A 24,543-nucleotide genomic window follows, 5' to 3' on the forward strand; every position below is an offset into this window, starting at 1 on the left:
TCACCCACGGCATGCCCCCACCATAGGGCGGCCAACGCCCGGAAGCCAACGCCCCTTGATCCACGCTCAACGCATCGGGACAGGCGATGGCACCCCGGGCGGCATCGGACTTCTGAGCACAGTCGAGGCACGGGACCGGTGACGCGTCGCCAGCACGGCTGGCAGCGCCCTGGGCCGATCACCGGAGACCGTCGAACTGTGGACTCGGTACCTCCGTGCTTATGATCGACGACCCGACCGGGGACGGCCGCGCTGTGCGGCCGGGAGTACGAGGTGAGGTGTGCGACGGTGATCCGCGAGGCGTACGCCTGCTGGGTGCGCGAGCCCGGCACGGCGGAGATCCGGCCGGTGTCGCTGCCGACGCCCGGCCCCGACGAGGTGCTGGTCCGCGCCCGCTACTCCGGGGTAAGCCGGGGCACCGAGACGCTCGTCTTCGCCGGCCGGGTGCCCACCGACCAGTACGCCGCGATGCGCGCGCCCTTTCAGGAGGGTGACTTCCCCGGCCCGGTCAAGTACGGCTACCTCAGCGTCGGGGAGGTCGAACAGGGTCCGCCGGAGCTGCTCGGGCGCACGGTGTTCTGCCTGCACCCGCACCAGAGCGCGTACGTCGTGCCGGCCACCGCCGTGGTGCCCGTGCCGGACGGGGTGCCGCCCGCCCGGGCGGTGCTCGCCGGCACGGTGGAGACCGCGATCAATGCGCTGTGGGACGCCGCGCCGCTGGTCGGCGACCGGGTCACCGTGATCGGCGCGGGCATGGTGGGCTGCTGCGTCGCCGCCCTGCTCGCCCGGTTCCCCGGCGTGCAGGTCGAACTCGTCGACGTCGACACTCGCCGGGCCGGGGTGGCTGGCGCGCTCGGCGTCGGGTTCGCCCAACCGGCCGACGCGAGCGGCGACCGCGACCTGGTCGTGCACGCCAGCGCCACCGGCGCCGGCCTGCAACACGCCCTGGACCTGCTCGCGCCGGAGGGCACGGTCATCGAGCTGAGCTGGTACGGCGACCGCCCGGTGCAGGTGTCGCTGGGCGGGTCGTTCCACTCCGGTCGGCTCACCGTACGCAGCAGCCAGGTCGGCATGGTCGCTCCCGCCCGGCGGGGACGGCGCAGCTACACCGACCGGCTGGCGCTCGCCCTGGACCTGCTCGACGATCCGGCCTTCGACGCGCTGATCACCGGCGCGTCCCGGTTCGCGGAGTTGCCCGACGTCCTCGCCAGACTGAGCGCGGGCGACCTGACCGCCCTCTGCCACCTCATCACCTACGACGACGGGGAGTGACCGTGTTCAGCGTGACCGTTCGGGATCACATGATGATCGCCCACAGTTTCCAGGGCGAGGTGTTCGGTCCCGCCCAACGCCTGCACGGGGCGACGTTCGTGGTGGACGCGACGTTCCGCCGTGCCGACCTGGACGCCGACGGCATCGTGGTCGACATCGGCCTGGCCACCGAGCAGCTGCGGGCCGTCCTGGGCGAGCTGACCTACCGCAACCTCGACGACGAGCCGGCCTTCGCCGGGGTGAACACCACCACCGAGGTGCTGGCCCGTACGGTCGCGGACCGGCTGGCCGAGCGCGTGCACGCCGGCCAGTTGGGGGCCGGTGCCCGCGAGCTGGCCGGCATCACCGTCACCCTGCACGAGTCGCACGTCGCCTGGGCCAGCTACGAGCGGTCACTGTGATCGATGCGGGCCGGGCGACGCTCTCCGCCGGCTCGGGTAGCACCAGCCGTACGGTGCACGTCGTCCTGCCCGGCGACATCGACGACCCGGCCGCACCCAGTGGCGGCAACACCTACGACCGGCGCGTCTGTGCGGGGCTCACCGACCGAGGCTGGGCGGTGCACGAACACGCGGTGCCCGGGGCCTGGCCGAGCCCCGGGCCGGCCGATCGGGCGGCCCTGGCCGCGGTGCTCACCGCCGCCCCGGACGACGCCGTGGTGCTGCTCGACGGTCTGGTCGCCTCGACCGTGCCGGACCTGCTCGCCCCGCACGCCGACCGGTTGCGCCTGGTCGTCCTCGTGCACATGCCGTTCGACGACGAGGCGGAGGGCCGGGCGCTGGCCGCCGCGCGGGCCGTCGTCACCACCAGCGAGTGGACCCGCCGCCGCCTGCTGCTGCGCCACCCGCTGCGCCGCGACCGGATCCGGGTCGCGCCGCCGGGCGTGACGCCCGCTCCGCTGGCGCCCCCCGGCTCGGCCGCCGGAGACCGGCTGCTCTGCGTGGCCGCGGTCACCCACCACAAGGGCCACGACGTGCTCGTCGACGCGTTGACCATCCGGGCCGAGTCGACCTGGACGCTTGTCTGCGCCGGCACGCTGACCCGGGAGCCCGAACTGGTGCACCGGCTGCGCGACCGGCTCGTCGACGCGGGCCTCGCCGACCGGGTGCGGTTCGCCGGGCCGCTGACGGGCGCCGCGCTCGACGCCGCGTACGACGCCGCCGACCTGCTGGTGCTGCCGTCGCGGGGCGAGACGTACGGCATGGTCGTCACCGAGGCGCTCGCCCGGGGCCTGCCGGTGCTGACCACCCAGGTGGGTGGCCTGCCCGAGGCGCTCGGCCGGACCGCCGACGGTGACGTGCCGGGGCTGCTGGTGCCACCGGACGATCCGGCCGCCCTGGCCGGCGCGCTGAGCTGGTGGTTGGGCGACGAGCTGCTGCGGGCCCGGCTGCGCTGGTCGGCTCTCGCCCGGCGGCACACCCTGACCGACTGGACGGTGACGACCGCGTCGCTGGCCGCCGTACTGGAGGAGGTGGCGGCATGACCGTCGAGGAGACCCTGCCGTTCGCCGACTGGTTGCGATTGCGGGAGCCGGCCGACGCGGCGGCGCGAGCCGAGGACCTGCTGGACGCCGTCCGCCCCCGGCTGACCGGTGGCACGCCGACGGTGATCCACGACCTGGGCAGTGGCACCGGCTCGATGAGCCGCTGGCTGGCCACCCGGCTGCCCGGCCCGCAGCACTGGGTGCTGCACGACCGCGACGCCGACCTGCTGTCGCGTGCCGCCGCGGGCATGACCGGCGTGAAAGCCGCCGACGGCGCCCCGGTCACCGTGGACACCCGGTGCGGCGACCTCACCCGGCTCAGCGCCGCCGACCTGGCCGACGGGTCCCTGGTCACCGCGTCCGCCCTACTGGACATGCTGACCGCCGAGGAGGTCGAACGGGTGGTGGCCGCCTGCGTCGGCCGGCCCACCCTGTTCGCCGTCTCGGTGACCGGGCGGGTGCGACTCACCCCGGCCGACCCGTTGGACGCCGCGGTCGAGGCCGCGTTCAACGACCACCAACGGCGCACCGTCGACGGCCGACGACTGCTCGGTCCGGACGCCGTCGCCGCCACCGCCGCCGCGTTCGCGCGACGCGGCGTGGACGTGCGGGAACGGCCCAGCCCGTGGCGGCTCGGCCCGGAGCAGGCCGACCTGGCCGCCGAGTGGTTCCGGGGCTGGCTGAGTGCGGCCTGCGCGCAGCGTCCCGACCTGGCCGGCCCGGCCGAGGCGTACGCCCGGCGGCGGCTGGCCGACGCGGCGGCCGGTCGGCTCGGCGTGCTTCTCGAACACAGTGACCTCCTCGCGGGTGGATGAACCGTTCCCACCCTGGGTACGTGCACTAGAACAAGTGGACGATCTTCAAGGGGAGGGCCGGCGTCGATGTTCTGGGCCTGGGCACGAGTGGTCGGCGGGGTGGGTCTGCTCGCCGTCCTGCTGTGGCAGGTGGGCAGCGGCCCGTTCGTCGCCGGCGTCCAGCTGATCGACGCGCCGGCTCTGGCCGCCGCGCTTGTCATCGGGGTGCTCACCACGGTCTGCGCGGCGTGGCGGTGGAGTCTGGTCGCCGGTGGCCTGGGCGTGCGGCTGCCGCTGGCGACCGCGGTGGCGCACTGCTACCGGGCCGTGTTCCTCAACGCCACCCTGCCCGGCGGGGTGCTCGGTGACGTGCACCGGGCGGTCCGCCACGGCCGCGACGCCGGGGACGTCAGCCGGGGCATCCGCGCGGTGGTCTGGGAACGTACCGCCGGGCAGGTGGTGCTCGTCGGCGTCGCGCTCGTGGTGCTCGCCGCCTTCCCGTCCCCGGTGCGGACGTATCTGCCGCTCGCCGCCGCGCTGCTGGTCGCGGCCGGACTGGTCGCGGTGCTGCTGGCCCGGGCCGTGCCGAACGCCGGCCCGTCGCGCTGGGCGCGGGCGCTGCGCACCGCCGGGGCGGACGTGCGGTCCGGGCTGCTGTCCCGGCGCACCTGGTTCGGCGTGCTGATCGCCTCCACGGTGATGGTCGCCGGTCACCTGGCAACCTTCCTGGTGGCAGCCCGCACCGCCGGATCCGACGCCCCGCTGACGCGGCTGCTGCCGTTGACGCTGCTCGCACTCCTCGCCATGGGCCTGCCGCTGAACGTCGCCGGTTTCGGACCGCGCGAGGGAGTTGCCGCGTGGGTGTTCGGCGCGGCCGGCCTCAGCGCGGCCGAGGGCGTCGCCACCGCCACCGTCTACGGTGCGCTGATCCTGGTCGCGAGCCTGCCCGGGGCCGCGGTGCTGCTGGTGCGACGGAACCGACATCCGGTCGCCGCCCGGGAAGCCGCCCCCGTTGGCGGTTGTTGAGTCGGTGGTGAGGAACACGCGTCGCCGCGCGCCGGTGACGCCGGACAGAGGAGTCCCATGCCCGAAGCATTGCCGGTAGCCACGATCCGTACGCAGGTCACGGTGCCGTTGACGTTTCCCGACGGCTACACCACGACGGTCCGGGTGTTCTCGTTCAAGGGCCTGGTGGACGGTCGGGAGCACCTCGCGCTCGGCCTCGGCGACTGGGCGGGCGCCCTGGACCGGCTCGCCGCCGGGGGAGAGCCGCCGCTGGTCCGCCCGCACAGCGAGTGCCTGACCGGCGACGTGTTCGGCAGCCAACGCTGCGACTGCGGGCCGCAGTTGCGCGAGGCGGTGCAGCGGATCACCGAGACCGGCGGTTTCCTGCTCTACCTGCGGCAGGAGGGCCGCGGCATCGGCCTGTACGCCAAGCTCGACGCGTACGCGTTGCAGGACGCCGGGCTGGACACCTACCAGGCGAACGTCGCGCTGGGCCGGGGTGAGGACGAGCGGGACTACACCGCCGCCGCGCAGATGCTGAGCACGCTGGGGGTGCCGCGGATCCGACTGCTGAGCAGCAACCCGGACAAGGCCGTGCAGCTGACCCGCCTCGGGGTGGACGTCACCGAACAGGTGCCCACAAGCGTCTTCCTCTCGCCGGCCAACGCCGACTACCTGGCCGCCAAGGCCGCCAAGGCGGCGGAGGTCGTCTCGGTCGCGCCCGACCTGCCCGTCGACAAGTGAGCCGCACCCCGGCGCCGACGCGGCCGTACGTGCTGCTCAGTTGCGCCGCCTCGATCGACGGGTACATCGACGACACGTCCGACAAGCGGTTGCTGCTGTCCAACGACGACGACCTGGACCGGGTCGACGCGGTTCGGGCCAGCTGCGACGCGATCCTGGTCGGCGCCGGCACCGTCCGCCGTGACGATCCTCGACTGCTGGTGCGTTCCGCGAGCCGCCGGGCCGAACGGGTGGCGGGTGGTCGGCCCGCCTCGCCCGCCAAGGTCACCCTGACCGCCCGCGGTGACCTCGACCCGACCGCCCGGTTCTTCACCGCCGGCGACTCGACCCGGCTCGTCTACTGCGCCACCGGCGCGCTGGAGAAGACCCGGGAACGTATCGGTCGACTGGCCACGGTGGTCGACGCGGGGGAGCCGGTCGACCCCGCGTGGCTGGTGAGCGACCTGGCCGCGCGGGGCGTGCGGCGGCTGATGGTGGAGGGCGGCGGGACGGTGCACGCCCAGTTCCTCGCGGCCGGTCTCGCCGACGAGCTGCACCTGGTGGTCGCCCCGTTCTTCGTCGGCGACGGCCGGGCGCCCCGGTTCGTCGGCGAGGGGAGTTTCCCCTGGCACCCGGGCCGCCGCGCCCGGCTGGTCGAGGCCCGCCAGATCGGCGATGTGGTGCTCCTGCGCTACGCCCTCTCCGACCGCTGCACGGAAAGCTGACCCGGGGGGAGCGGGGGTTGCGGCGTGGGTAGGCGGCGGGCGCCGGGACCCTCGCGGCCCAGCACGTCGCGGGGGTTGGTCAGGTGGCAGTCCCGCAGGGAGAGGCAGCCGCACCCGATGCACGCGGTGAGGTCGTCCCGCAGCGCCCGCAGGTGCTCGATGCGCTCGTCGAGGACGTTGCGCCAGTCGGCGGACAGACGAGCCCAGTCGTCGCGGGTCGGGGTGCGTTCGCTCGGCAGCTGATCGAGGGCCTCCCGGATCACCGTCAGCGAGATGCCGACGTGTTGGGAGGCCCGGATGAATGCCACCCGGCGCAGCGTGTCGCGGGCGTACCGGCGCTGGTTGCTCGCCGTCCGGCTGCTGCTGATCAGGCCCTTGCGTTCGTAGAAGTGCAGCGCGGAGATCGCGACGCCGCTGCGGTCGGCGACCTGGCCGACGGTGAGTTCGTGAAACGTGGTGCGCGCCCTGGGCATGGGACCAAGCCTAGGACTTGACCTCAATCGAGGTTGAGGCCAGAGACTCGGCGGCGTCCACAACCGCGAGTCAGGGAGCACCCTCATGGCACACGTTCTCGTCATCGGCGCCACCGGCAAGCAGGGCGGCGCCGTCGCCGACCTGCTGCTCGACCACGGCCACGACGTCGTCGCCTACGTGCGGTCGCCCGATTCGCCCGCCGCGGTGGCGCTGTCCACCGCCGGAGTCCGGCTCGTCGCCGGGGACCTGGCCCACCCCGAGGGCCTCGCCGACGCCGCCAAGGACGTCGATGCGATCTTCGGCCTGTCCGTCCCGTTCGGATCCGGCGGGAAGGACGAGGAGGTCGCCCAGGGACGCCACCTCGTCGACGTCGCGGCGCGTGTCGACGCGCACCTGGTCTACTCGTCCGTACGCGGTGCCGGCCGGTTCGTGCCCACCGAGCTCGACCATGCCGACAGCAAGCAACTCGTGGAGGCGTACCTGCGGGATCAGCAGGTCCGGGCCACAGTCCTCGGGCCGGTGTACTTCATGGAGAACGCGCTCAACGTCGGGTTCAGCCGCCTGACCGACGGTGTCCTGGCCAATCCGCTGACCGCCGGCAAGCCGCTGGACCAGGTGACCGTCCGCGACATCGCCGGTCTCGCCGTGCACGCCGTCGAGCACCCGGACCGGTTCGTCGGCGAACGGATCGACGTCGCCTCCGACCGGATCACCGGCGACGAGGCGGCCGGCATCCTCAGCGACGTGCTCGGCCGTGAGATCCCGTACCAGCAGATGCCGTTGGACCAGGTCCGGCAGTGGGCCGGCGACGAGATCGCCGACATGTTCCAGCGGTTCGAGGACAACACCGACTTCGTCGACATCGACGGGCTGCGCGCCAGGTACCCGGAGGTGACCTGGCACCGTTACGCGGAGTGGGTCCGCACGGTCGACTGGGACCGCGTCCTCGCCGAGCGGCCGAGCTGGCAGTAGGCCCGCAGCGGCCCGCCCCGATAGGGTGGCCGGCGTGCCGCGACTCGTGCAGATCACCCCGGACAACGTCGAAGCCGCCTGCCGGGTGAGCGTGCGACCGGAGCAGGAGAAGTTCTCGTCTCCGGTCGCCTGGTCTCTCGCCGAGGCGTACGCGCAGCCCGACGTCGCGTGGCCACGGCTGATCGTCGAGGGGGACGACATCGTCGGCTTCCTGATGGGCTTCTTCGACATCGTGTGGGACCCGGCCAGCCCGGACGACAGGCGCTCGGGCCTGTGGCGGCTGAACATCGCCGCCGAGCACCAGGGTCGCGGGTACGGCCGTTTCGCGGTGCGGGCCGTCTGCGCCGAGGCGCGCGACCGCGGGCACGACCGCGTGTTCACGACGTGGGAACCGGGGACGGACGGCCCGGAGCGGTTCTACCTGAAGCTCGGCTTTCGCCCCACCGGGGAGACCAGCGGCGGCGAGATCGTCGGGGTACGGCACCTGACCGACTGATCAGCGGGGCGGCGGGGCCTGCGTACGATGCGGGGTCGAGTTCCCCTCGTCGCGGCGGAGGTATCGGGCAGATGGCAGGCCAGCACGAGGGTTTCGCCCTCGGCGTCGACCTCGGTACGTCCAACACGGTCGCGGTGCTGCGCTGGCCGGACGGGCGGACCCGTCCGCTGCTGATGGACGGTCAGCCACTCAGTCCGTCCGCCGTGTACGCCGACCCGGACGGCACCCTGCACACCGGGTGGGACGCCCGCCGGTTGGCCCAGACGGACCCGGCCCGGTTCGAGGCGAACCCGAAGCGCCGGGTGGACGAGCCGACGATCGTGCTCGGGGACCGCTCGTACCCACCGGCCGACCTGCTCGCCGCGGTGCTGGCGGCGGTCGCGCGGGCCGCCGTGGGCGCCGTGGGGTTCCTGCCCCCGGCCGTGCTCACCTGCCCGGCCGCCTGGGACGCGACGCGGCGGCAGGTGCTCGCCGACGCCCTGCTGCTGGCGGGCTGGCCGCAGGTGGCCGAGCACACCCTCGCCGGGCCGACGCCGCCGGGCACCCGGCTGCTGCGGGAACCGGTGGCCGCCGCCCGCTACTACACGCAGGTGCTGCATCGTCCGGTGCCGGTCGGCGAAGCGATAGCGGTGTTCGACTTCGGCGGCGGGACCCTCGACGTCGCGGTGCTGCGCAACGAGGGAGCGGACCCCTGGGGTGACTCCGGGTTCAGCGTGGTCGCCGACGGTGGCCTGCCGGACCTGGGCGGCCTGGATCTCGACGCCGCGTTGGTGCGGCGGGTCGGCGAGCTGGTCGGGGAGCGGCACGCCGCGCAGTGGTCCCGGCTGATCCGACCGGAGGACCCGACGCAACGCCGCGACCAGGTGCGGCTCTGGGACGAGGTACGAGGCGCGAAGGAGACGCTGTCCCGCTCGACGGTGGCGCCGGTCGCGGTGCCGGGGGTGGCCGAAGCTGTCCAGCTCACCCGGGCCGACGTCGAGCGGGCGGCCACGCCGCTGCTGCGCCGCGCGGTGGACCGGGCGCGGGAGGTGATCGCCGCCGCCGGGCTCAGCCCCGACCAGCTCGCCGGGCTGTTCCTCGTCGGTGGCTCGTCGCGGATCCCCCTGGTGGCCCGCATGGTGCACACCGAACTGGGGGTGGCGCCAACGGTGCTCGACCAGCCCGAACTGCCGGTGGCCGAGGGCGCGTTGACCGACCTCCCGCTGCGCCGACAGGTGCCGACACCGGCGTACGCCGGGCCGCAGCTTGCCCCACCGGCTGCGGTGAGTCCGCCCGCGCCGGCGGGGCCGGCGGGGGCCGTGCCGGCGCAGCAGCCCTGGCCGGGCTCGCCCACGCCGCTGGGACCGGGCTGGGCGGGCGCCCCACCGGCCGGTCCGCCCCCGCCGGGCTGGAAGGGCGGCCCGCCCGCCGGTCCGGCGGGCGCTCCGCGCTGGCGGCGGGCGCGCTGGGTGGTGCTGGGCGCGGTGCTGGCCCTGCTCGGGGTGGGCGCCGCCGCGACGCTGTACCTGACCCGGGACCGCTACCCGGACCTGGAGTTCGCGTCGTCGCTGCGCGAACTGTCCCGGCCGACGGCCGGCGGCGAGCGACCGCCCGAGATGTGGACGGCGGTCCTCGGCAACCGGGCCTACCTCGGCTTCCCCCTGCCGGACGACCGGCTGGAGGTGGTGGCGGTCGACACCGGCACCGGCGACGAGCTGTGGCGCAGGGCGACCGACGTGCGGGCCGACGACTGGAAGGCGATCATCGCCGCCCCCGGGGCGGTCGCGGTCCTCGGCGACGCACCGGGCGACAGCACCCCGCGCCCGCTGGCTGTCCTGGACGGTCGTTCGGGCACGCAGCGCTGGCAGCGCACGGTGCGCGGTGACGACGACATCTACGTCGCGGACGACACGGCGGTGCTGGTGGACCGGGGGGCGGCCCGGCTGGTCGGGCTGCGCCTGAGCGACGGCACCGAGAAGTGGAACCAGCCGAACCCCCGCGACCAGTACGACGGCAGTCGCACCGTGGTCCGGCCGGTGGGCAGCGACGAGGCGGCGGGTGGACCCGCCTTCCTCGACGGGACGCCCCGCCACCCGTGGGCGGGCAAGGGGCGGCGACTGGTCCAGGTGGGTGCGGACCGGTCGGTGCGGGTGCTCGACCTGGCATCCGGCAAGGTGCTCCGCCAGTGGGGCAACGTCGCCGACCTCGACGATCTGGTGGTCGCCCACGAGGACCGCCTGTTCGTGGCCGCCAACGAGGGCGGTTACCAGCTGCTGGCGTACGACCTGGGTTCCACCGCGGAACCGGTGGTGCTCTACCGCTCCGGCAACGACGAGCAGCGCCCGAAGGCACTTGTGGCCTGCGGTGAGCGGCGGGCCTGCCTGTTGCAGGTGCCGAACAGCGACGTCCAGCGCACCGAGGTGGTGGCGGCCACCGAGGGCGAACAGGCGGACCACTGGCCGGCACCGGGTGTGACCGACCTGGTGCCGGTGGGGGAGCAGTTGCTCGCCCAGCGGGAGTACCCGGAGCCGGCGTTCACCCTCTTCGACGCCTCCGGCAAGGCGGTGTTGCGCGACCGGAGCGGTGTGGGGGTCCGGCTGGACGCGGGCAACCTGCTGGTCTTCGCCAAGGCGCCCAGCGTCGTCGCGGACAACCGGGTGCTGGCCGGTGTGTGGGCCGAGTCCGGGGAGGTGGACGAGTTGGGCGAGCTGAAGGACGTCCGTAGCTCGTCCTGTTCGTGGAACACCCACGTGATCGCCTGCGGCGCGGAGAAGGACTTCGTCGTGTACCGCTTCACCACGGACTGACGTCACCGGCCCCGAAGCCGGCTCGTACGATGCTCCGGTGAATCTTCGGGGTACGGTCCGCGCCGATCGTCCGTTGGTGGTGCTCGCCGTCGGGGAGGAGGCCCGCTACCTCCCGCCCGAGCTACCGGTGCTGCTGACCGGCATGGGCAAGGTGAACGCCGCCAGCGCGGTGGCCGCCGTGCTGGCTGCCGGGCCGCGCCCCAGCCTGCTGCTCAACCTGGGTACGGCGGGTGCGTTGCGCCCCGGATGGGCCGGCATCCACGAGGTCGCCACCGTGCTCCAGCACGACCTGGACACCGACCTGCTGCGGACGCTCACCGGCGAGACCTACGGGGCGCCGCTGGCCCTGGCCGCCGAGGGTGCGGTGCTGGCCACCGGTGACACGTTCGTGGCCGACGACGCGGCGCGGGACCGGTTGGCGCAGCGCGCCGACCTGGTCGACATGGAGGGGTACGCGGTGGCGTGGGCGGCCGCCCAGGCGGGTGTGCCGTGCCGACTGGTCAAGCAGGTCAGCGACGAGGCGGGGGACGGCGCGGCGCGCACCTGGCGGGAGTCGGTGGACGCGTGCGCCCGGGACCTCGCCGAGTGGGCCGGCCAACACCTCGGCTGACCGGGCCGCGTCAGTCGTCGGGTTGCCGCACCCGCAGACCCGGCGTGGTCTCCCGGGCCGCTCCCGGTATCAGGATGTGCGCGGCCAGCCCGAGCGCCACGGTCGTGGTGACCAGCAGCGGCGGCCACCGGCCGGCCCAGGGCAGGGTCAGCAGCGGCAGGGGGAGGCAGAGCATTCGCCGCCACGGCACGACCATGGACACCAGCAGGGTGAACAGGGCGCGGCCGAGCACGAACAGCGCCGGACCACCCAGGATCAGCAGGAGCCAGCCCACCGGTGTCGTGCCGGTCGGCCGGCTGACGACCCGGTCGAACGAGGCCGCCGTGGCGACCACGCCGGCCAGCATCACCAGATGGGTGTACGGGGCCACCCGCGCCGGCCGCCCCGCCCTCGCGCCGGCCTCCAGCAGTTCGCCGGCCCGGAACACGTAGACCTGCCAGAGCAGCAACATGATGGCGAACGCGCAGAACAGCGCGGCGACCCGGAGCCCGGCGAACTCGCCCCGGCTGACCTGCAGGGTGGGCACCAGGATGATGTCGCCGAGGGCCAGGATGACGAACTGCTGGTACCGCTCTCCCAGGTGCGCCGTGGTCCGCTCGTACTGGTCGAAGGGCACCCGACCCAACCCGGGCGTGGGGTAGCGGGCCGCCGCGGAGACCAGGTCGATCGTGATGGCGATGGTCCAGAGGGTCCAGAGGGCACTGTCGGACAGCGCGCCACTGATCCAGAAGACGCCGGACACCAGGAACCAGAACAGGAACCGGGTGGCGCGGATCATGGCGGACCGGTGCCGCTGCTGGTGCAACTTCGTGATCAGGATGATGCCGCGAATCACGTGCGTGCCGACGTACGCCGTGGCGAAGACCAGCGCGTGCCCGCTGGTGACCTTCGGCAGCGAGGCGCCCATCCCCACCGACCCGACCATGGCGACCATCAGGATGGTCTGGATGGGGCGCTGCTGCGGGTCGTAGAACTCGGTGGTGGTGGAGGTGACCGACCAGGTCCACCAGATCGCCGTCAGCATCAGCAGCACCGTCGCCGCGCCGGCCCAGGTGTGGCGTTCCGCGAGCAGCGTCGAGGTCAGCGCGAGTGAGGCCACGAAGACCACGTCGAAGAGCAGTTCCAGCAGCGTGGCCCGAGTTGACCCGTCCGGCCGGCGTACCAGTGCCGCGGTGCCTCCGGTGGTCATGCCCGGCCTCCCGCCGTGTCTCCCGAGAATTATCGGCGGTGCCGGTGGAGACCGTCCCCGGATCGGCGATTCCCGCCGGTCAGGGAGGTGGGCGGTGCCGGCCGGCCCGCACCTCGTCCGAGGTCAGTCGTCGGTTCGCCGGACGTCCAGCCCCGGCGTGGTCTCCCGGTCTCCGACGGGGACGAGGACGTGACCGGCCAGCGCGAGCGCCACGACGGCGGCGACCAGCAGCGGCGGCCAGCCGCCAGCCCACGGCAGCACCAGCAGGGGCGTGAGCTGCCAGGCCACCCGCCGCCACGGCACGGTCCAGCCCACCAGCAGGGCGAACAGGACGCGACCGAGCACGAACAGCGCCGGGCCGCCGATGATCAACACGAGCCACCGCACCGGTGTCGTTCCGGTCGGATGGCGAACGACCATCTCGAACGAGGCCGCCGTGGCGACCACACTGGCGAGCAGCGCCAGGTGGGTGTACGGAGCCAGCCGTACCGGCCGGGGCGCCCTGGCCTCGGCCGCCACCAACAACTCGCTGGCGCGGAACACGTAGATCTGCCAGAGCAGCAGCATGGTGGCGAATGCGCAGAGCAGGGCGACGACCCGGAGAAATTCGAGTTCGCCGCGGCTGACCTGCAGGGTCGGCAACAGGATGATGTCGCCGAGGGCCAGGATGACGAACTGCTGGTACCGCTCGCCCAGGTGCCCGGTGATCCGCTTGTACTGCTCGATGGGCACCTTGCCCAGCCGGGGGGTGGGGTAGCGCGCCGCCCCGGCCACCAGGTCGATCGTGATGGCGATGGTCCAGAGCACCCAGTTCGGACGGTGGGACAGCGCCCCGGCGAACCAGAAGACGCCGGACACCGTGAACCAGAACAAGAACCGGGTGGCCCGCTCCCTGGCCGTCCGGTGCCCCTGCCGGTGCAGGGCGACGACCAGGATGACGCAGCGCGTCACGTGCGTGCCGACGTACGAGATCACGAAGAGCAGCAGGTGGGCGACGCTGACCATCGGCAGCGCCACCGCCATCCCCACCGAGCCGACCATGGCGATCATCAGGACGGCCTGGATCGGGCGCTGCCGCGGATCGTAGAACTCGGTGGTGGTCGCGGTGAGCGACCAGGTCCACCAGATGGCGGTCAGCATCAGCAGCACCTTGGCGCTGCCGGCCCAGGTGCGCTCCTCGGTCAACAGTGTCGACAGCAACGCGAGGGCGGCCACGAAGACGACGTCGAAGAGCAACTCCAGCAGCGTGGCCCGGGTCGACCCCTCCATCCGGCGTACCAGCGCCGCGTCTTCTCCGGTGGTCATGCCCGGCCTCCCGCCGTGTTCCCGAGGATTATCGGCGGCGTCGGTGGGCTCCGTCTCCGGATCGGCGATTCCCGCCGGTCGGCGAGGGGACGGCCGGAGGTTGCCACGGCGGCGGACCCGGGGCGATGCTTGGGGGCATCCATCATGCTCGATCCTCGCGGAGGTTCGGATGCGCCGCTCCCCGCTCGTCGCCCTCGTCCTGACCACCCTCCTGCTCGGCACGCCCAGCACGGCGCGGGCCGCCGGCCCCCACCGGGCCGCCGACGCGGCCGCCGTGCTTCCCGGGGTACGCACCGCCGGCACCGCCTGGGGCCTCGACCCCGCCACCGGCCGGATGACCCTCACCGTCGACGACACCGTGGCCCCGAGCGAGCTGGCCGCACTGCGGGCGGTGACCGACCGGGCCGGCGTGGCGCTGCGCCGCGAACCCGGAACGCTGCGCCCCCTGATCGCCGGTGGGCAGGGCATCTACGGCGGTGGCGCGCGCTGCTCGCTCGGCGCGAACGCGCGCAGCGGCAGCACCTACTACGTGATCACCGCCGGGCACTGCACCACCGCCGCCGCCACCTGGTACACCGACAGTGCGCAGACCACCGTGCTCGGCACCCGCACCGCCACCAGCTACCCCACCAACGACTACGGGCTGATCCGCTACACCGGGCGGATCGCCCACCCGAGCGCGGTCTACACGTACCCGGGTCTGCTGACCATCCACGGACCCGGCACCGCGTACGTCGGTCAGGCGGTCTGTCGCAGCGGCGTCACCACCGGCGTGCGGTGCGGCACCGTCACCGGCCTCAACCAGACCGTCAACTACGCCACCGGCGTGATCTACGGCCTGATCCGCACCAACATCTGCGCCGAGCCGGGCGACAGCGGCGGGCCGCTCTACGTGGCCTCCACCGGCACCATCCTCGGCATCCTCTCCGGCGGCAGCGGCAACTGCACCTCCGGCGGCACCACCTACTACCAGCCGATCGGGGAGGTGCTCGCCGCTTACTCGTTGACATTGCCCTGAGCGCCGATGGGTGTGACGTATGACGGGTTGCTCGCCTCGCGTTCCAACACCTAGGCTCGGCGACGCCCAGCACCCCCGCCGCGAGGACGTGTGCCCGATGCCGACCGACTCCCCACCTGACGACGCGACCGTCCCGGGCTCCGCGCCGATCGAGGTGGCCACGGTCGGGGAGACGATGGTGGTGCTCTGCCCCGCGCCGGGCGAGCCGTTGGAGCACGCCGACCGGGTCGCTGTGTCGGTCGGCGGCGCGGAATCCAACGTGGCCGGTTACCTGGCGCGGCTGGGGCACCGGGCGGCCTGGGTGAGCAGGGTCGGCGACGACCCCTTCGGCCGGGCCGTCGTCCGGCACGTCGCCGCCACCGGCGTCCACGTCGACCAGGTCAGCGTGGACCCGGCCGCCCCCACCGGCCTGTACGTCAAGGACCCGAGCCCGGAGGGCACCGCCGTGCACTACTACCGGGCGGGCTCGGCGGCCTCCCGGATGGATCCCGGCACGCTTGCCGCACCAGAGCTGACCGGTGCCCGGGTGCTGCACCTGTCCGGCATCACGCCGGTGCTCTCCGCCTCCTGCCGGGCGCTTGTCGAGCACGCCGTGGCGGACCGGCCGCTGGCGGGGGCACTTGTCAGCTTCGACGTCAACCACCGGGGCCGGTTGTGGCCCGCCGCGCAGGCCGCGCCGGTGCTGCGCGACCTGGCCGACCGCAGCGACCTGGTCTTCGTCGGGCAGGACGAGGCGGAGACGCTGTGGGGCACCGCCGACCCGATGGCCGTACGCCGGCTGTTGCCCGGGCCGGAGACGGTGGTGGTCAAGGATGGCGCGGTGGGTGCCACCGCACTGTGCCGGGACGCCGAGCCGGTCTTCGTATCCGCGCCCCTGGTGGCGGTGGTGGAGCCGGTCGGCGCGGGAGACGCGTTCGCGGCCGGCTATCTGGCCGGGCTGCTCCGTGGCCTCGATCCCGTGCGGCGCCTGCGCCTCGGGCACCTCGTCGCGGCACAGGCGTTGACCAGCAGCGGCGACAACGCCCCGGTCCCGGCATGGGCCTGGTTCGAGAGGCTGATCGACGCCCCCGTCGAGGCCTGGTCGCCGCTCGACCTGACCGGCGCCCTGGCGACGACCTGAGTCATACCGTCGCAGTCCGACCCGGCCAGGTCGGCGCTCGACCCGGCCAGGTCGGCGTTCGACCCGGCCAGGTCGGCGTTCGATCCGGCCAGCAGGCAACAGATTCACCGCGATCTCGGATGGAGTGCACCATGACCACAGCGGACTTCGAGCACATCTTCGGCAGCGCCCGGGTGATGGCGATCCTGCGCGGCCTGCCGGTCGCCGAGACCGTTCGGCTCGCCGAGCGAGCCTGGGACCTCGGCATCGACGTGGTGGAGGTGCCGGTGGCCACCCCGGACGCCGTAGCGTCGCTGCGCGCCGCCGTCGAGGCGGGCACCGCGCGGGGCCGGATCGTGGGCGCGGGCACCGTGCTCGACGTCGAGCAGGTCGCCGCTGCCGCCGACGCGGGCGCCCGGTTCACCGTGGCGCCCGGCCTGGACCTCGCGATCGCCGACGCGGCGGCCGCCCGTGGTCTGCCGCACCTGCCCGGTGTGGCCACCCCCACCGAGGCCCAGCAGGCGCTGCGGCACGGGCTCACCTGGCTCAAGGCGTTCCCCGCGATCTCGCTCGGACCGGCCTGGTTCAAGGCCATGGCCGGCCCGCTGCCGCAGTTGCGCTTCGTCGCGACCGGCGGCCTGGACGCGGGCAACGCCGAGGCGTTCCTGCAAGCCGGCGTACGGGTGGCGGCGGTCGGCTCAGCCCTGTCCGACCCGACCCAACTCGACCGGCTAGCCGCCCTGCTAACCCGCCCCTCCAGCTAACCCACCCACCCCCACCCACGACCGGGTTGATCAAGAAGTTTGCGTCACCGGAAGCCGGAATCCTGACGCAAATCTCTTGATCAACCCGGTGGGGCGGGGCGCGGGAGCCAGGGCGGGTGGCGGGTTTGTGCCATGGCGTAAGTGCGTCGGGGGTTGGTGGGCGTCGGGGGTGGGTGTTGCGTCGATGCTGTGCGGCGTACCACTTCTCGACGCAAAGAGGTCATCTTGGCTCTGTCTCGCCGGCGTCGCCGATCCGGGCTGATCGCCCTCGGCACCGCCCTCACCCTGGCGGCCGGGTTCACCCCACCCGCCGCGGGGGCGTCCGCCGCCCCGCCGACCACCCCCGACCGCCCGGTCGGCCTTCCTCCGGCCGCCGCCGGACGCGCGTCCACCGTCACGCTGATCACCGGTGACACGGTCACGGTGACCACCGCGGCGGACGGCAGCACCGTGTCGACCGTGCGCCGCCCGGACGGCAGTACGCCGACCTTCCACCGCACCGTGCTCAACGGCGACACGTACGTCTACCCGGACAGCGCGCTGCCGTACGTCACCAGCGGCGCGCTGGACCGGCAGCTGTTCAACGTCACCGAGCTGATCGCCGACGGCTACGACGACACCCACACGGACAAGCTGCCGCTGATCGTCACGATGACCGACGCGGCGGTCCGCGCCCGCACCCGCCCCACAGTGGACGGCTCCGAGCTGGTCCGCCCGCTCGACAGCGTGCGGGGTGCCGCGCTGACGCGCCAGCGCGCCACCGCCGACCGGTTCTGGACCGCCCTCACCGCCGGCACCGCCCGGCGTACGGGTGCCGCCCCGACCCTCGCCAACGGCATCGCCAAGGTCTGGCTGGACGGACGGGTCCACGCCGACCTGGCCGACTCCACCGCGCAGATCGGCGCCCCGACCGTCTGGGCCGGGGGCAACACCGCCACCGGTGTCGACGTCGCGGTCCTCGACTCCGGCGCCGACGCCGAGCACCCGGACCTCGCCGGTCAGATCGCCGAGTCCAGCAGCTTCGTGCCCACGGAGCCGGACATCCTCGACTACAAGGGCCACGGGACGCACGTCGCCTCGACGATCGCCGGCACCGGCGCCGCGTCCGGCGGGGTCGAGCGGGGCGTCGCCCCCGGTGCCCGCCTGCACATCGGCAAGGTGCTCAACAGCGAGGGCAGCGGGCAGGACTCCTGGATCATCGCCGGCATGGAGTGGGCGGCCCGCGAGCAGAAGGCCCGGGTCGTCAGCATGAGCCTGGGCGGCGAGGCCACCGACGGCAGTGACCCGATGAGCCAGGCTGTCGAACGGCTCAGCGCCGAGACCGGCGCGCTGTTCGTGATCGCCGCCGGCAATGGCGGGCCGAACAGCATCGGCAGCCCGGGAGCCGCGGACTCCGCGCTCACCGTGGGCGCCGTCGACGCCACCGACCACCTCGCCGAGTTCTCCAGCCAGGGACCACGGGCCGGCGACGGCGGGCTCAAGCCCGAGATCACCGCGCCCGGCGTGGACATCCTGGCGGCCCGCTCCCACCACGTACGGGGTGGGTCGGGGGACTACACGCTGATGAGCGGCACGTCGATGGCCACCCCGCACGTGGCCGGCACGGCAGCGCTGGTTGCCGCGGCGCACCCGGACTGGACCGGTCAGCGCATCAAGGAGGCGCTGGTCAGCACGGTCAAGACCACTCCGGAGTACACCCCGTACCAGGCGGGTGCCGGCCGCGTCGACGCGGTCGCCGCCACCCGGGCCACCGTCTTCGCCACCCCGAGCGCGTACTCCGGCTTCCAGGCCTGGCCGCAGCAGCCGGGCAGGACCGTCGACCGGACGGTCACCTACACGAACCTCGGCACCGCGCCGGTCACGCTGAAGCTGGCCCTCGACGCGACCACCGCGCCGGCCGGCCTCTTCGCCCTCTCCGCCGACCGGGTGACCGTGCCCACCGGCGGCACCGCCACGGTCACGCTGACCGCGGCGTACGACAAGCTGCCGGTGGAGAAGCAGGTCAGCGGCATGATCGTCGCCACCGACGACGCCGGTGTGGTCCGCGGTCGCACCCTGATCGGCGCCGGCAAGGAGGGTCAGCGGCAGAACCTGACGCTCGTCGCCAAGGACCGGGACGGCAAACCGCTCGTCGGCAAGGTCATCCTCACCACCGACGGGCTGTTCACCGCCGTGGACCTGCCCGAGAGCGGCACCGCCACGCTGCGGCTGCCGGTGGCGAGTTGGACCGGCTGGATCACCGCGGACGTGCGCGGCGTGAACGGTCCGCGTTCCAAGGGCATGGCGATGCTCAGCTTCACCGACGTCAACCTGGACCGCGACCGCACCGTCACCCTGGACGCGCGGGCCGCCCGGCAGGTACGGGCCACGGTGCCGCAGCAGGTCACAGCCACCTCGCTGCGGATGGACATCCACCGGTCCACCGCTAACGGCCTCACCGAGAGTCAGGTGCTGCCCAACGACTCGTACGACAGCATGTGGGCGTTGCCGACGAGCCGCAAGGTCACCGACGGCGAGTTCGAGTTCGGTGCCCGGTGGCGGCTCGAACAGCCGGCGTTGACGATCTCCGCGGCCGGCCGCGCGTACGACGATCTGCTGGTGAAGCGGGCGACCCCCGCGCTGCCGGCCGGTCGTCGCCAGCTGGACGCGGTCTACGTCGCCGACACCTCGGCGGCCGGGCTGGCCAAGCGTCCGGTCCGGGACCGGGCGGTGGTGGTGCGGCGCAGCGACACCGTGGACATCGCCACCCAGGCGCGGGCCGTCGCGGCGGCCGGGGCGACGCTGCTGCTGGTGGTCAACGACGGCGTCGGTCGGCTCGACCCCTGGGACGAGACGCCGTGGAGCCCGCAGAGTCCGGCCCCGGTGACCGTGGCGACGCTGACCGCCGACGAGGGCGACCAGCTCATCGCGGCGCTGGGCCACGGCCCGGTGCGGCTGACCGCCGAGTCGCACCCGGAGACCACCTACCTGTACGACGTGGCGCACCACTGGACGGGAACGGTGCCGGCCGACCCCACCTACCGGCCGGCCAAGCGGGACCTGGCCCGGGTCGACGTGGAGTTCCGCAACTACCGCCCGGGCAAGGCGCTGGAGTTCCGCACCGACGTCTGGAAGGGCATGGCCTCGGGCAACCAGGAGACCGTCCCGGCCCAGGGTCGGCGCACCGACTGGGTGACCGTCGGCGAGCGGTGGATCGACGACGCGTACATCGTCGGCGAGACGGGCCAGCACCTGATGGAGGTGGCCACCTATCCGGCCGGCCGGCCGAGCGCCGTCGAGTGGTTCGGGCCGATCCAGCGACCCCGGATGGGTGGGGGTTACGTGCCGGTGCGCTACCTGGACACCCTCTACCTGCCCGCGCCCGGCTGGGGCGACGGGGGTGGTCACATCGGTGAGGCGCGCGCCAACTACGACATGGTCAACCGGACCACCCTCTACCAGGGTGACCGGGAGCTGAACTGGGGCAACGCCGAGTATCTCCAGGTCTCCGGCCTGGCGGCGCAGCGTCTGCCGTACCGGCTGGTGGTGGAGAACGACCGGGCCGCCTGGACCAACCCGTACTCCCGGCAGACCCGCACCGAGTGGGGCTTCACCTCGGCCGCCACCGGGGAGGAGTCGTCGGCGGTGCTGCCGATGATCCAGGTGGACTACCGGGTGGCCCTCGACTCCGCCGGCACGGCGTCGCGGCGGGCACCGTTGACGGTGGTCGCCGCCCACCTGCCCGGCGTCTCGGGCACGGTCGGCGCGGTCACCGTCGAGGTGTCCTACGACGACGGGGCGACCTGGCAGAAGCAGCGCCTGAGCCGGCACGGGGACGGCTGGCGTACCTCGCTCGCCGCACCGGCGAAGGCCGGCTTCGTGAGCCTGCGCACCACCGCGCGGGACGCCGCCGGCAACACCGTGAGTCAGCACATCACCCGGGCGTTCGGCCTGCGCTGACGCCCGTGTGACCGGCCGCCGGTCGGGTGCCTCGGCATCCCGGCCGGCGGCCGTGTCAGTCCCGCTCCTCGGTGAGCTGGTCCCAGGAGGTGGTCACCGGCAACAGTCTTCCGGCCAGCCAGGCGGCGGTCTGGTCGTCGTGGTGCGGGTCGCCGGGCACCCCGCAGGCGCCCAGCGGGACCACCCAGCGGCTGTCCTCGCGCCGGGCCAGGTCCCAGACGAAGCGCGCCGCCGGCCCCCGGAAGCACCAGTGGGTGACCCCGGGCACGCTGGAGGTGGCCAGCACGCAGTCGTGGTCGCCGTCGAGTCCGGGGCCGGGTCCGAGATCCGGGTCGGGCAGCGCCCGCCACGCCGCGAGCCGGTGCAGGTCCCCCCACCGCACCGGGCCGTCCGCCGCTTCGGCGACCTCCTCGGCCGCGGCGCGCACCAGCGCGGCCACGTCCACACCGGGCAGCGGGGCCGCGCCGACCAGGTGCTCCAGCGCGTGACCGACGCGCGGGGTAAGCGCCAACCAGGGCGCGAAAACCTCGGGGTACGCGGGCGGGTCGGCCAGCGCGGCCAGCGCCGGGTGGGCGGCGAACCGGCGGACGACCGCGGCCCGCAGGAGGGCGAACTCCGCCGCGTCGGTGCTGTTGGCGGCCATCCGCCGGTCCCAGCGCAGCAGCCGTTCACGCAGCGCGGCGGCGGTCGGACCGAGGCCGGTCGACTCGGCCAGCACCGCCAGCAGCGGTCCGGCGGAGCCCAGGTGTGTGTCGGTGTGCACCGCGGCCACCGCGTCGGCCGTCCAGGCGTGCCCGGCGTCGAGCAGTTCGGCGATCCGGTCTGCCCGGTGCGGTGGGGCGAACTCGACGCCGAGCGGCGCCGCCAGCCCCCGCTCGTTGGCCATCACCGCCCGGCCGACCACCTCGGCCCGGGGCATCGGCGCGTACCAACCCTGCCAGGCGTGCGCGGCCTCCCAGGCGGGGACCACCCGCCGGCCGTTGTCCGGATGCCGTACCGGCACCGCCCCGGCGACCCGGTGCAGCAGCCCACCGGCGGTGTCCGCCGCCTGCACCACGTTGACCGGCTCCACCCAGTGCCGCAGCGCGTGGTCCACATCGGTCACGGTGCGGGCGCGCAGCAGCTCCGGCAGCGTCGCGAAGCCCAGCTCGGCGCGGACCCGGGGCGGGTAGCGCAGGCTGATCGCCGTCGCGTCGTCCGGCCCGCCGCTGATCACCGGACCCCGGTCGGTCTCTACCACCTCCACCTGGACCGGGTCGGCCCCGGCCACCAGGATCGTCTCGACGTGGGCGTGCACCGGCCGCCAACCGTCCGGGCCGAGGGCCTGCACCTGCTCGCCGTCGCGGCGCAGTTGCTCGACGTAAAGGTCCTGGTAGTCGGCCATCGCGTTGGTGATCGACCAGGCCACCGCACCGGTGTGCCCGAAATGCGCGATGCCCGGCACGCCCGGCACCGCCAGCCCGACCACGTCGTACTCCGGGCAGGCCAACCGGATCTGCTGGTAGACGCCGGGATCCTCCAGGAACCGGTGCGGGTCACCGGCGAGCAGCGCGGCGCCGGTGCCGGTGCGCGCGGCGGCGAGCAGCCACCCGTTGCTGCCGGCCACGGCGGGACCGTCGGTGGCGAACGCGTCGACCGCGTCCGGGCCGAGCCGCTGCGCCACGTGCTCACGCCAGAGCTTGCTCGGGAACCCCGCGAACAGGATGTGGTGGCCCAGCCAGACCGCCAGCGGTGTCCACGGCTCCCACCGGCCCGGTCGCAGCCCGGTCTTGGCGAACTCCGGCGCGCGTGCCGCCCCGGCGGCGAGGCCCTCGTTGACCCCGTCCACGTACGCGCCCACCCACTCGGCGGTCGCCGGGTCGAGTGCCGCGTGGCAGCGGCGTGCGGTGTCGTCGAGCCGGACCTGCCGGGCGAACCGGTCCCAGCCGAGCGCGTCGACGCCGAGGAAGGTGGCGCTGCTGCCCTGGGCGCGGTGCCGTTCCACCTCGAGCTGCCACGCCCGGTCGTACGCGGTCACCCGGCCCTGCGCCGCCGCCAGCGCGAGGGGGTCGTCGGCCCGCAGGTGCGGTACGCCCCACGGGTCGCGGAAACGCCGAGCATTCACGTGTGGGGCTCCCCAGTGGTGTGACGGCGAACCGCTGTTGACAATGACCGAGGTTAGGCTAACCTAACCCCGCTGCCTCGGTCGACCCGACCACCCCTTGATCGACAGCACTGCCCCCGGGAGGCGCGCGACCGCCCCGGGGGTGGTTCCGGCTGCCCTCGTCGAGAACGTGGAAGGACATCCAGTGACCGTGCCGACGTACCCCGTCGAGACCACCGCGCCACGACCGGCGCCGGCCGCCGCGCGGGCCCACCTGTTGCAGGACGGCTCGGTCGAGCAGTATCGGCGGACCATCGCCGAGGGCGTCGACCGGGTCGCCCGCCGGGTGGCCACGGTGGACCGCCCGCTCACCGGCATCACGCCGGCCGAGCTGGCCCCCCTGGTGGACCGGGTAAACCTGGACCGGCCGCTGGGCGACGCGAGCGCCGCGCTCGACGAGCTGGAGGACGTCTACCTGCGCGACGCCGTCTGGTTCCACCACCCCCGCTACCTGGCCCACCTCAACTGCCCGGTGGCGATCCCGGCGCTGCTCGGCGAGGCGGTGCTCACCGCCGTGAACTCGTCGCTGGACACCTGGGACCAGAGCGCCGGAGCGACACTGATCGAGCGACGGCTGATCGACTGGACCGCCGAACGGATCGGCCTCGGTCCCACCGCGGATGGTGTCTTCACCAGCGGCGGCAGCCAGTCCAACCTCCAGGCCCTGCTGCTGGCCCGGGAGGAGGCGTGCGCCGACGCGATCGGGCCGGCGGCGCGCGCCGAGTTGCTGCCCCGGCTGCGCGTACTCACCTCCGCCGCCGGTCACTTCAGCGTGCAGAAGTCGGCCAAGCTGCTCGGCCTCGCCCCGGACGCCGTGATCGCGGTGCCCACCGACGCGCGGCGGCGGATCCGCCCGGCCGCCGTCCGCGAGGAGATCGCGCGGTGCCGGCAGGCCGGCCTGGTGGTGATGGCCGTCGTGGCCACCGCCGGCACCACCGACTTCGGCTCCATCGACCCGCTCCCGGAGCTGGCCGAGATCCGCGCGGCGACAGGCGTCTGGCTGCACGTCGACGCCGCGTACGGCTGTGGGCTGCTCGTGTCGCCGACGCGGCGGCACCTTCTCGACGGCATCGAGCGGGCCGACTCGGTGACCGTCGACTTCCACAAGTCCTTCTTCCAGCCGGTCAGCTCCAGCGCGCTGCTGGTCCGCGACCGGCAGGCGCTGCGGCACGCCACCTACCACGCCGACTACCTCAACCCGGCCCGGATGGTGCAGCAGCGCATCCCCAACCAGGTCGACAAGAGCCTGCAGACCACCCGCCGCTTCGACGCGCTGAAGCTCTGGCTGACCCTGCGGGTGATGGGGCCGGACGCCCTCGGCGCGCTCTTCGACGAGGTGATCGACCGGGCCGCCGACGCGTGGCAGTTGGTCAGCGAGGACCCCCGCTTCGAGGTGGTGACCCGCTCCGACCTGAGCACCGTGGTCTTCCGGTACCTCCCCACCGGGGCGGGCCGGGGCCTCGCCGACGCCGCCAACCTGCACGCCCGGGAGGCCCTCGCGGCGTCCGGTCTCGCCGTGGTCGCCGGCACCCGGGTCGACGGCCGACACTTCCTGAAGTTCACCCTGCTCAACCCGGCCACCACCGTCGACGACGTCGGCTACGTGCTGGACCTGATCGCCACCCACGCCGGCCGGTACGTGCACGACCACGTCGCCGCCGAGCTGACCTGCCAGGTCGGCTGATGCCGACTGACCTGCCCCGTCGGCTGATGCCGGTGAACCCGAATTCGCGCCTGGAGACCCGG

Annotated in this window: 20 protein-coding genes; 16 read left to right on the forward strand and 4 right to left on the reverse strand. The window is 73.8% G+C overall.

Translation table 11 applies throughout. The features are described 5' to 3' along the window. Positions 1 to 288: 288 nt before the first annotated feature. The 7 genes from AB0O48_RS26190 (at position 289) to AB0O48_RS26220 (ending at position 6,002) form a co-directional block, all read left to right on the forward strand. A complete protein-coding gene (locus tag AB0O48_RS26190; RefSeq protein ID WP_357253231.1) occupies positions 289 to 1,272 on the forward strand; it encodes a dehydrogenase in 984 nt (327 codons plus the stop codon). Between the two features lie 2 nt (positions 1,273 to 1,274). Then, positions 1,275 to 1,673 (forward strand): 6-carboxytetrahydropterin synthase, encoded by a 399-nt coding sequence (locus AB0O48_RS26195; protein ID WP_355029810.1) that lies wholly within the window; start codon positions 1,275 to 1,277, stop codon positions 1,671 to 1,673. Next, positions 1,673 to 2,755: a glycosyltransferase family 4 protein gene (locus AB0O48_RS26200; protein ID WP_357253443.1), complete on the forward strand. Its 1,083-nt coding sequence runs from the start codon at positions 1,673 to 1,675 to the stop codon at positions 2,753 to 2,755. Before AB0O48_RS26195 ends, AB0O48_RS26200 begins: the two co-directional genes overlap by 1 nt. Further along, on the forward strand, positions 2,752 to 3,570 hold the full coding sequence (locus AB0O48_RS26205) for a class I SAM-dependent methyltransferase (RefSeq protein WP_365068913.1): 819 nt from the start codon (positions 2,752 to 2,754) through the stop codon (positions 3,568 to 3,570). Before AB0O48_RS26200 ends, AB0O48_RS26205 begins: the two co-directional genes overlap by 4 nt. A gap of 66 nt (positions 3,571 to 3,636) precedes the next feature. After that, positions 3,637 to 4,575 carry a lysylphosphatidylglycerol synthase transmembrane domain-containing protein gene (locus tag AB0O48_RS26210; protein WP_357253227.1) on the forward strand — a complete coding sequence of 313 codons (939 nt, stop codon included), beginning with the start codon at positions 3,637 to 3,639 and terminating at the stop codon, positions 4,573 to 4,575. A gap of 57 nt (positions 4,576 to 4,632) precedes the next feature. Further along, the gene (gene ribA, locus AB0O48_RS26215; RefSeq protein WP_357253225.1) at positions 4,633 to 5,298 is read left to right on the forward strand and encodes a GTP cyclohydrolase II; all 666 of its coding nucleotides are present in this window, start codon (positions 4,633 to 4,635) and stop codon (positions 5,296 to 5,298) included. Then, positions 5,295 to 6,002 carry a dihydrofolate reductase family protein gene (locus AB0O48_RS26220; RefSeq protein WP_357253222.1) on the forward strand — a complete coding sequence of 236 codons (708 nt, stop codon included), beginning with the start codon at positions 5,295 to 5,297 and terminating at the stop codon, positions 6,000 to 6,002. The genes ribA and AB0O48_RS26220 overlap by 4 nt, the downstream gene beginning before the upstream one ends. On the opposite strand, the gene soxR is transcribed toward AB0O48_RS26220, so the two are convergent. Continuing rightward, positions 5,969 to 6,475 (reverse strand): redox-sensitive transcriptional activator SoxR, encoded by a 507-nt coding sequence (gene soxR, locus AB0O48_RS26225; protein WP_357253220.1) that lies wholly within the window; start codon positions 6,473 to 6,475, stop codon positions 5,969 to 5,971. The genes AB0O48_RS26220 and soxR overlap by 34 nt on opposite strands. A gap of 85 nt (positions 6,476 to 6,560) precedes the next feature. Between soxR and AB0O48_RS26230 the strand changes: the two genes are divergently transcribed. From AB0O48_RS26230 to AB0O48_RS26245, 4 genes are all read left to right on the forward strand, one after another. Then, positions 6,561 to 7,448 (forward strand): NmrA/HSCARG family protein, encoded by an 888-nt coding sequence (locus tag AB0O48_RS26230; RefSeq protein WP_357253218.1) that lies wholly within the window; start codon positions 6,561 to 6,563, stop codon positions 7,446 to 7,448. A gap of 34 nt (positions 7,449 to 7,482) precedes the next feature. After that, a complete protein-coding gene (locus tag AB0O48_RS26235) occupies positions 7,483 to 7,944 on the forward strand; it encodes a GNAT family N-acetyltransferase (protein ID WP_365068917.1) in 462 nt (153 codons plus the stop codon). A gap of 71 nt (positions 7,945 to 8,015) precedes the next feature. Continuing rightward, positions 8,016 to 10,730, forward strand: coding sequence for an Hsp70 family protein (locus AB0O48_RS26240; RefSeq protein ID WP_365068919.1), 2,715 nt, complete (start codon positions 8,016 to 8,018; stop codon positions 10,728 to 10,730). Positions 10,731 to 10,767: 37 nt separating this feature from the next. Beyond that, entirely contained in the window at positions 10,768 to 11,340 is a 573-nt protein-coding gene (locus AB0O48_RS26245) for a nucleosidase (RefSeq protein ID WP_357253212.1), read from the forward strand. A 10-nt stretch (positions 11,341 to 11,350) separates the two neighbouring features. Here AB0O48_RS26245 and AB0O48_RS26250 read toward each other — a convergent pair whose 3' ends face one another. Then, complete coding sequence (locus AB0O48_RS26250) at positions 11,351 to 12,529, reverse strand: low temperature requirement protein A (protein WP_365068921.1); 1,179 nt, start codon at positions 12,527 to 12,529, stop codon at positions 11,351 to 11,353. Positions 12,530 to 12,652: 123 nt separating this feature from the next. Next, positions 12,653 to 13,834 (reverse strand): low temperature requirement protein A, encoded by a 1,182-nt coding sequence (locus AB0O48_RS26255; RefSeq protein ID WP_365068923.1) that lies wholly within the window; start codon positions 13,832 to 13,834, stop codon positions 12,653 to 12,655. 169 nt (positions 13,835 to 14,003) lie between these two features. On the opposite strand from AB0O48_RS26255, the gene AB0O48_RS26260 reads away from it, so the two are divergent. The 4 genes from AB0O48_RS26260 to AB0O48_RS26275 all read left to right on the forward strand — a co-directional run bounded on the left by AB0O48_RS26260 (position 14,004) and on the right by AB0O48_RS26275 (position 20,654). Beyond that, a complete protein-coding gene (locus tag AB0O48_RS26260; protein WP_365068924.1) occupies positions 14,004 to 14,852 on the forward strand; it encodes a S1 family peptidase in 849 nt (282 codons plus the stop codon). 97 nt (positions 14,853 to 14,949) lie between these two features. Beyond that, the gene (locus AB0O48_RS26265; protein ID WP_357253204.1) at positions 14,950 to 15,972 is read left to right on the forward strand and encodes a sugar kinase; all 1,023 of its coding nucleotides are present in this window, start codon (positions 14,950 to 14,952) and stop codon (positions 15,970 to 15,972) included. A gap of 131 nt (positions 15,973 to 16,103) precedes the next feature. Beyond that, positions 16,104 to 16,715 (forward strand): bifunctional 4-hydroxy-2-oxoglutarate aldolase/2-dehydro-3-deoxy-phosphogluconate aldolase, encoded by a 612-nt coding sequence (locus AB0O48_RS26270; protein ID WP_357253202.1) that lies wholly within the window; start codon positions 16,104 to 16,106, stop codon positions 16,713 to 16,715. A gap of 225 nt (positions 16,716 to 16,940) precedes the next feature. Continuing rightward, complete coding sequence (locus AB0O48_RS26275; protein WP_365068926.1) at positions 16,941 to 20,654, forward strand: S8 family serine peptidase; 3,714 nt, start codon at positions 16,941 to 16,943, stop codon at positions 20,652 to 20,654. A gap of 55 nt (positions 20,655 to 20,709) precedes the next feature. On the opposite strand, the gene AB0O48_RS26280 is transcribed toward AB0O48_RS26275, so the two are convergent. Then, a complete protein-coding gene (locus AB0O48_RS26280) occupies positions 20,710 to 22,758 on the reverse strand; it encodes a penicillin acylase family protein (RefSeq protein WP_365068928.1) in 2,049 nt (682 codons plus the stop codon). 184 nt (positions 22,759 to 22,942) lie between these two features. Here AB0O48_RS26280 and AB0O48_RS26285 point away from each other — a divergent pair, with 184 nt between their 5' ends. Next, a complete protein-coding gene (locus AB0O48_RS26285; RefSeq protein ID WP_365068930.1) occupies positions 22,943 to 24,481 on the forward strand; it encodes an aspartate aminotransferase family protein in 1,539 nt (512 codons plus the stop codon). Positions 24,482 to 24,543: the final 62 nt, after the last annotated feature.

Source organism: Micromonospora sp. NPDC085948 (assembly GCF_040686315.1).
Taxonomy (GTDB): Bacteria; Actinomycetota; Actinomycetes; order Mycobacteriales; family Micromonosporaceae; genus Micromonospora.

Bases quoted from the DNA above. Each gene is read 5' to 3' on its own strand.
- AB0O48_RS26250 (WP_365068921.1), bottom strand. From the start codon at position 12,529: ATGACCACCGGAGGCACCGCGGCACTGGTACGCCGGCCGGACGGGTCA.
- AB0O48_RS26260 (WP_365068924.1), top strand. From the start codon at position 14,004: ATGCGCCGCTCCCCGCTCGTCGCCCTCGTCCTGACCACCCTCCTGCTC.
- AB0O48_RS26210 (WP_357253227.1), top strand. From the start codon at position 3,637: ATGTTCTGGGCCTGGGCACGAGTGGTCGGCGGGGTGGGTCTGCTCGCC.
- AB0O48_RS26255 (WP_365068923.1), bottom strand. From the start codon at position 13,834: ATGACCACCGGAGAAGACGCGGCGCTGGTACGCCGGATGGAGGGGTCG.
- AB0O48_RS26270 (WP_357253202.1), top strand. From the start codon at position 16,104: ATGACCACAGCGGACTTCGAGCACATCTTCGGCAGCGCCCGGGTGATG.
- AB0O48_RS26240 (WP_365068919.1), top strand. From the start codon at position 8,016: ATGGCAGGCCAGCACGAGGGTTTCGCCCTCGGCGTCGACCTCGGTACG.
- ribA (WP_357253225.1), top strand. From the start codon at position 4,633: ATGCCCGAAGCATTGCCGGTAGCCACGATCCGTACGCAGGTCACGGTG.
- AB0O48_RS26205 (WP_365068913.1), top strand. From the start codon at position 2,752: ATGACCGTCGAGGAGACCCTGCCGTTCGCCGACTGGTTGCGATTGCGG.
- AB0O48_RS26265 (WP_357253204.1), top strand. From the start codon at position 14,950: ATGCCGACCGACTCCCCACCTGACGACGCGACCGTCCCGGGCTCCGCG.
- AB0O48_RS26230 (WP_357253218.1), top strand. From the start codon at position 6,561: ATGGCACACGTTCTCGTCATCGGCGCCACCGGCAAGCAGGGCGGCGCC.
- soxR (WP_357253220.1), bottom strand. From the start codon at position 6,475: ATGCCCAGGGCGCGCACCACGTTTCACGAACTCACCGTCGGCCAGGTC.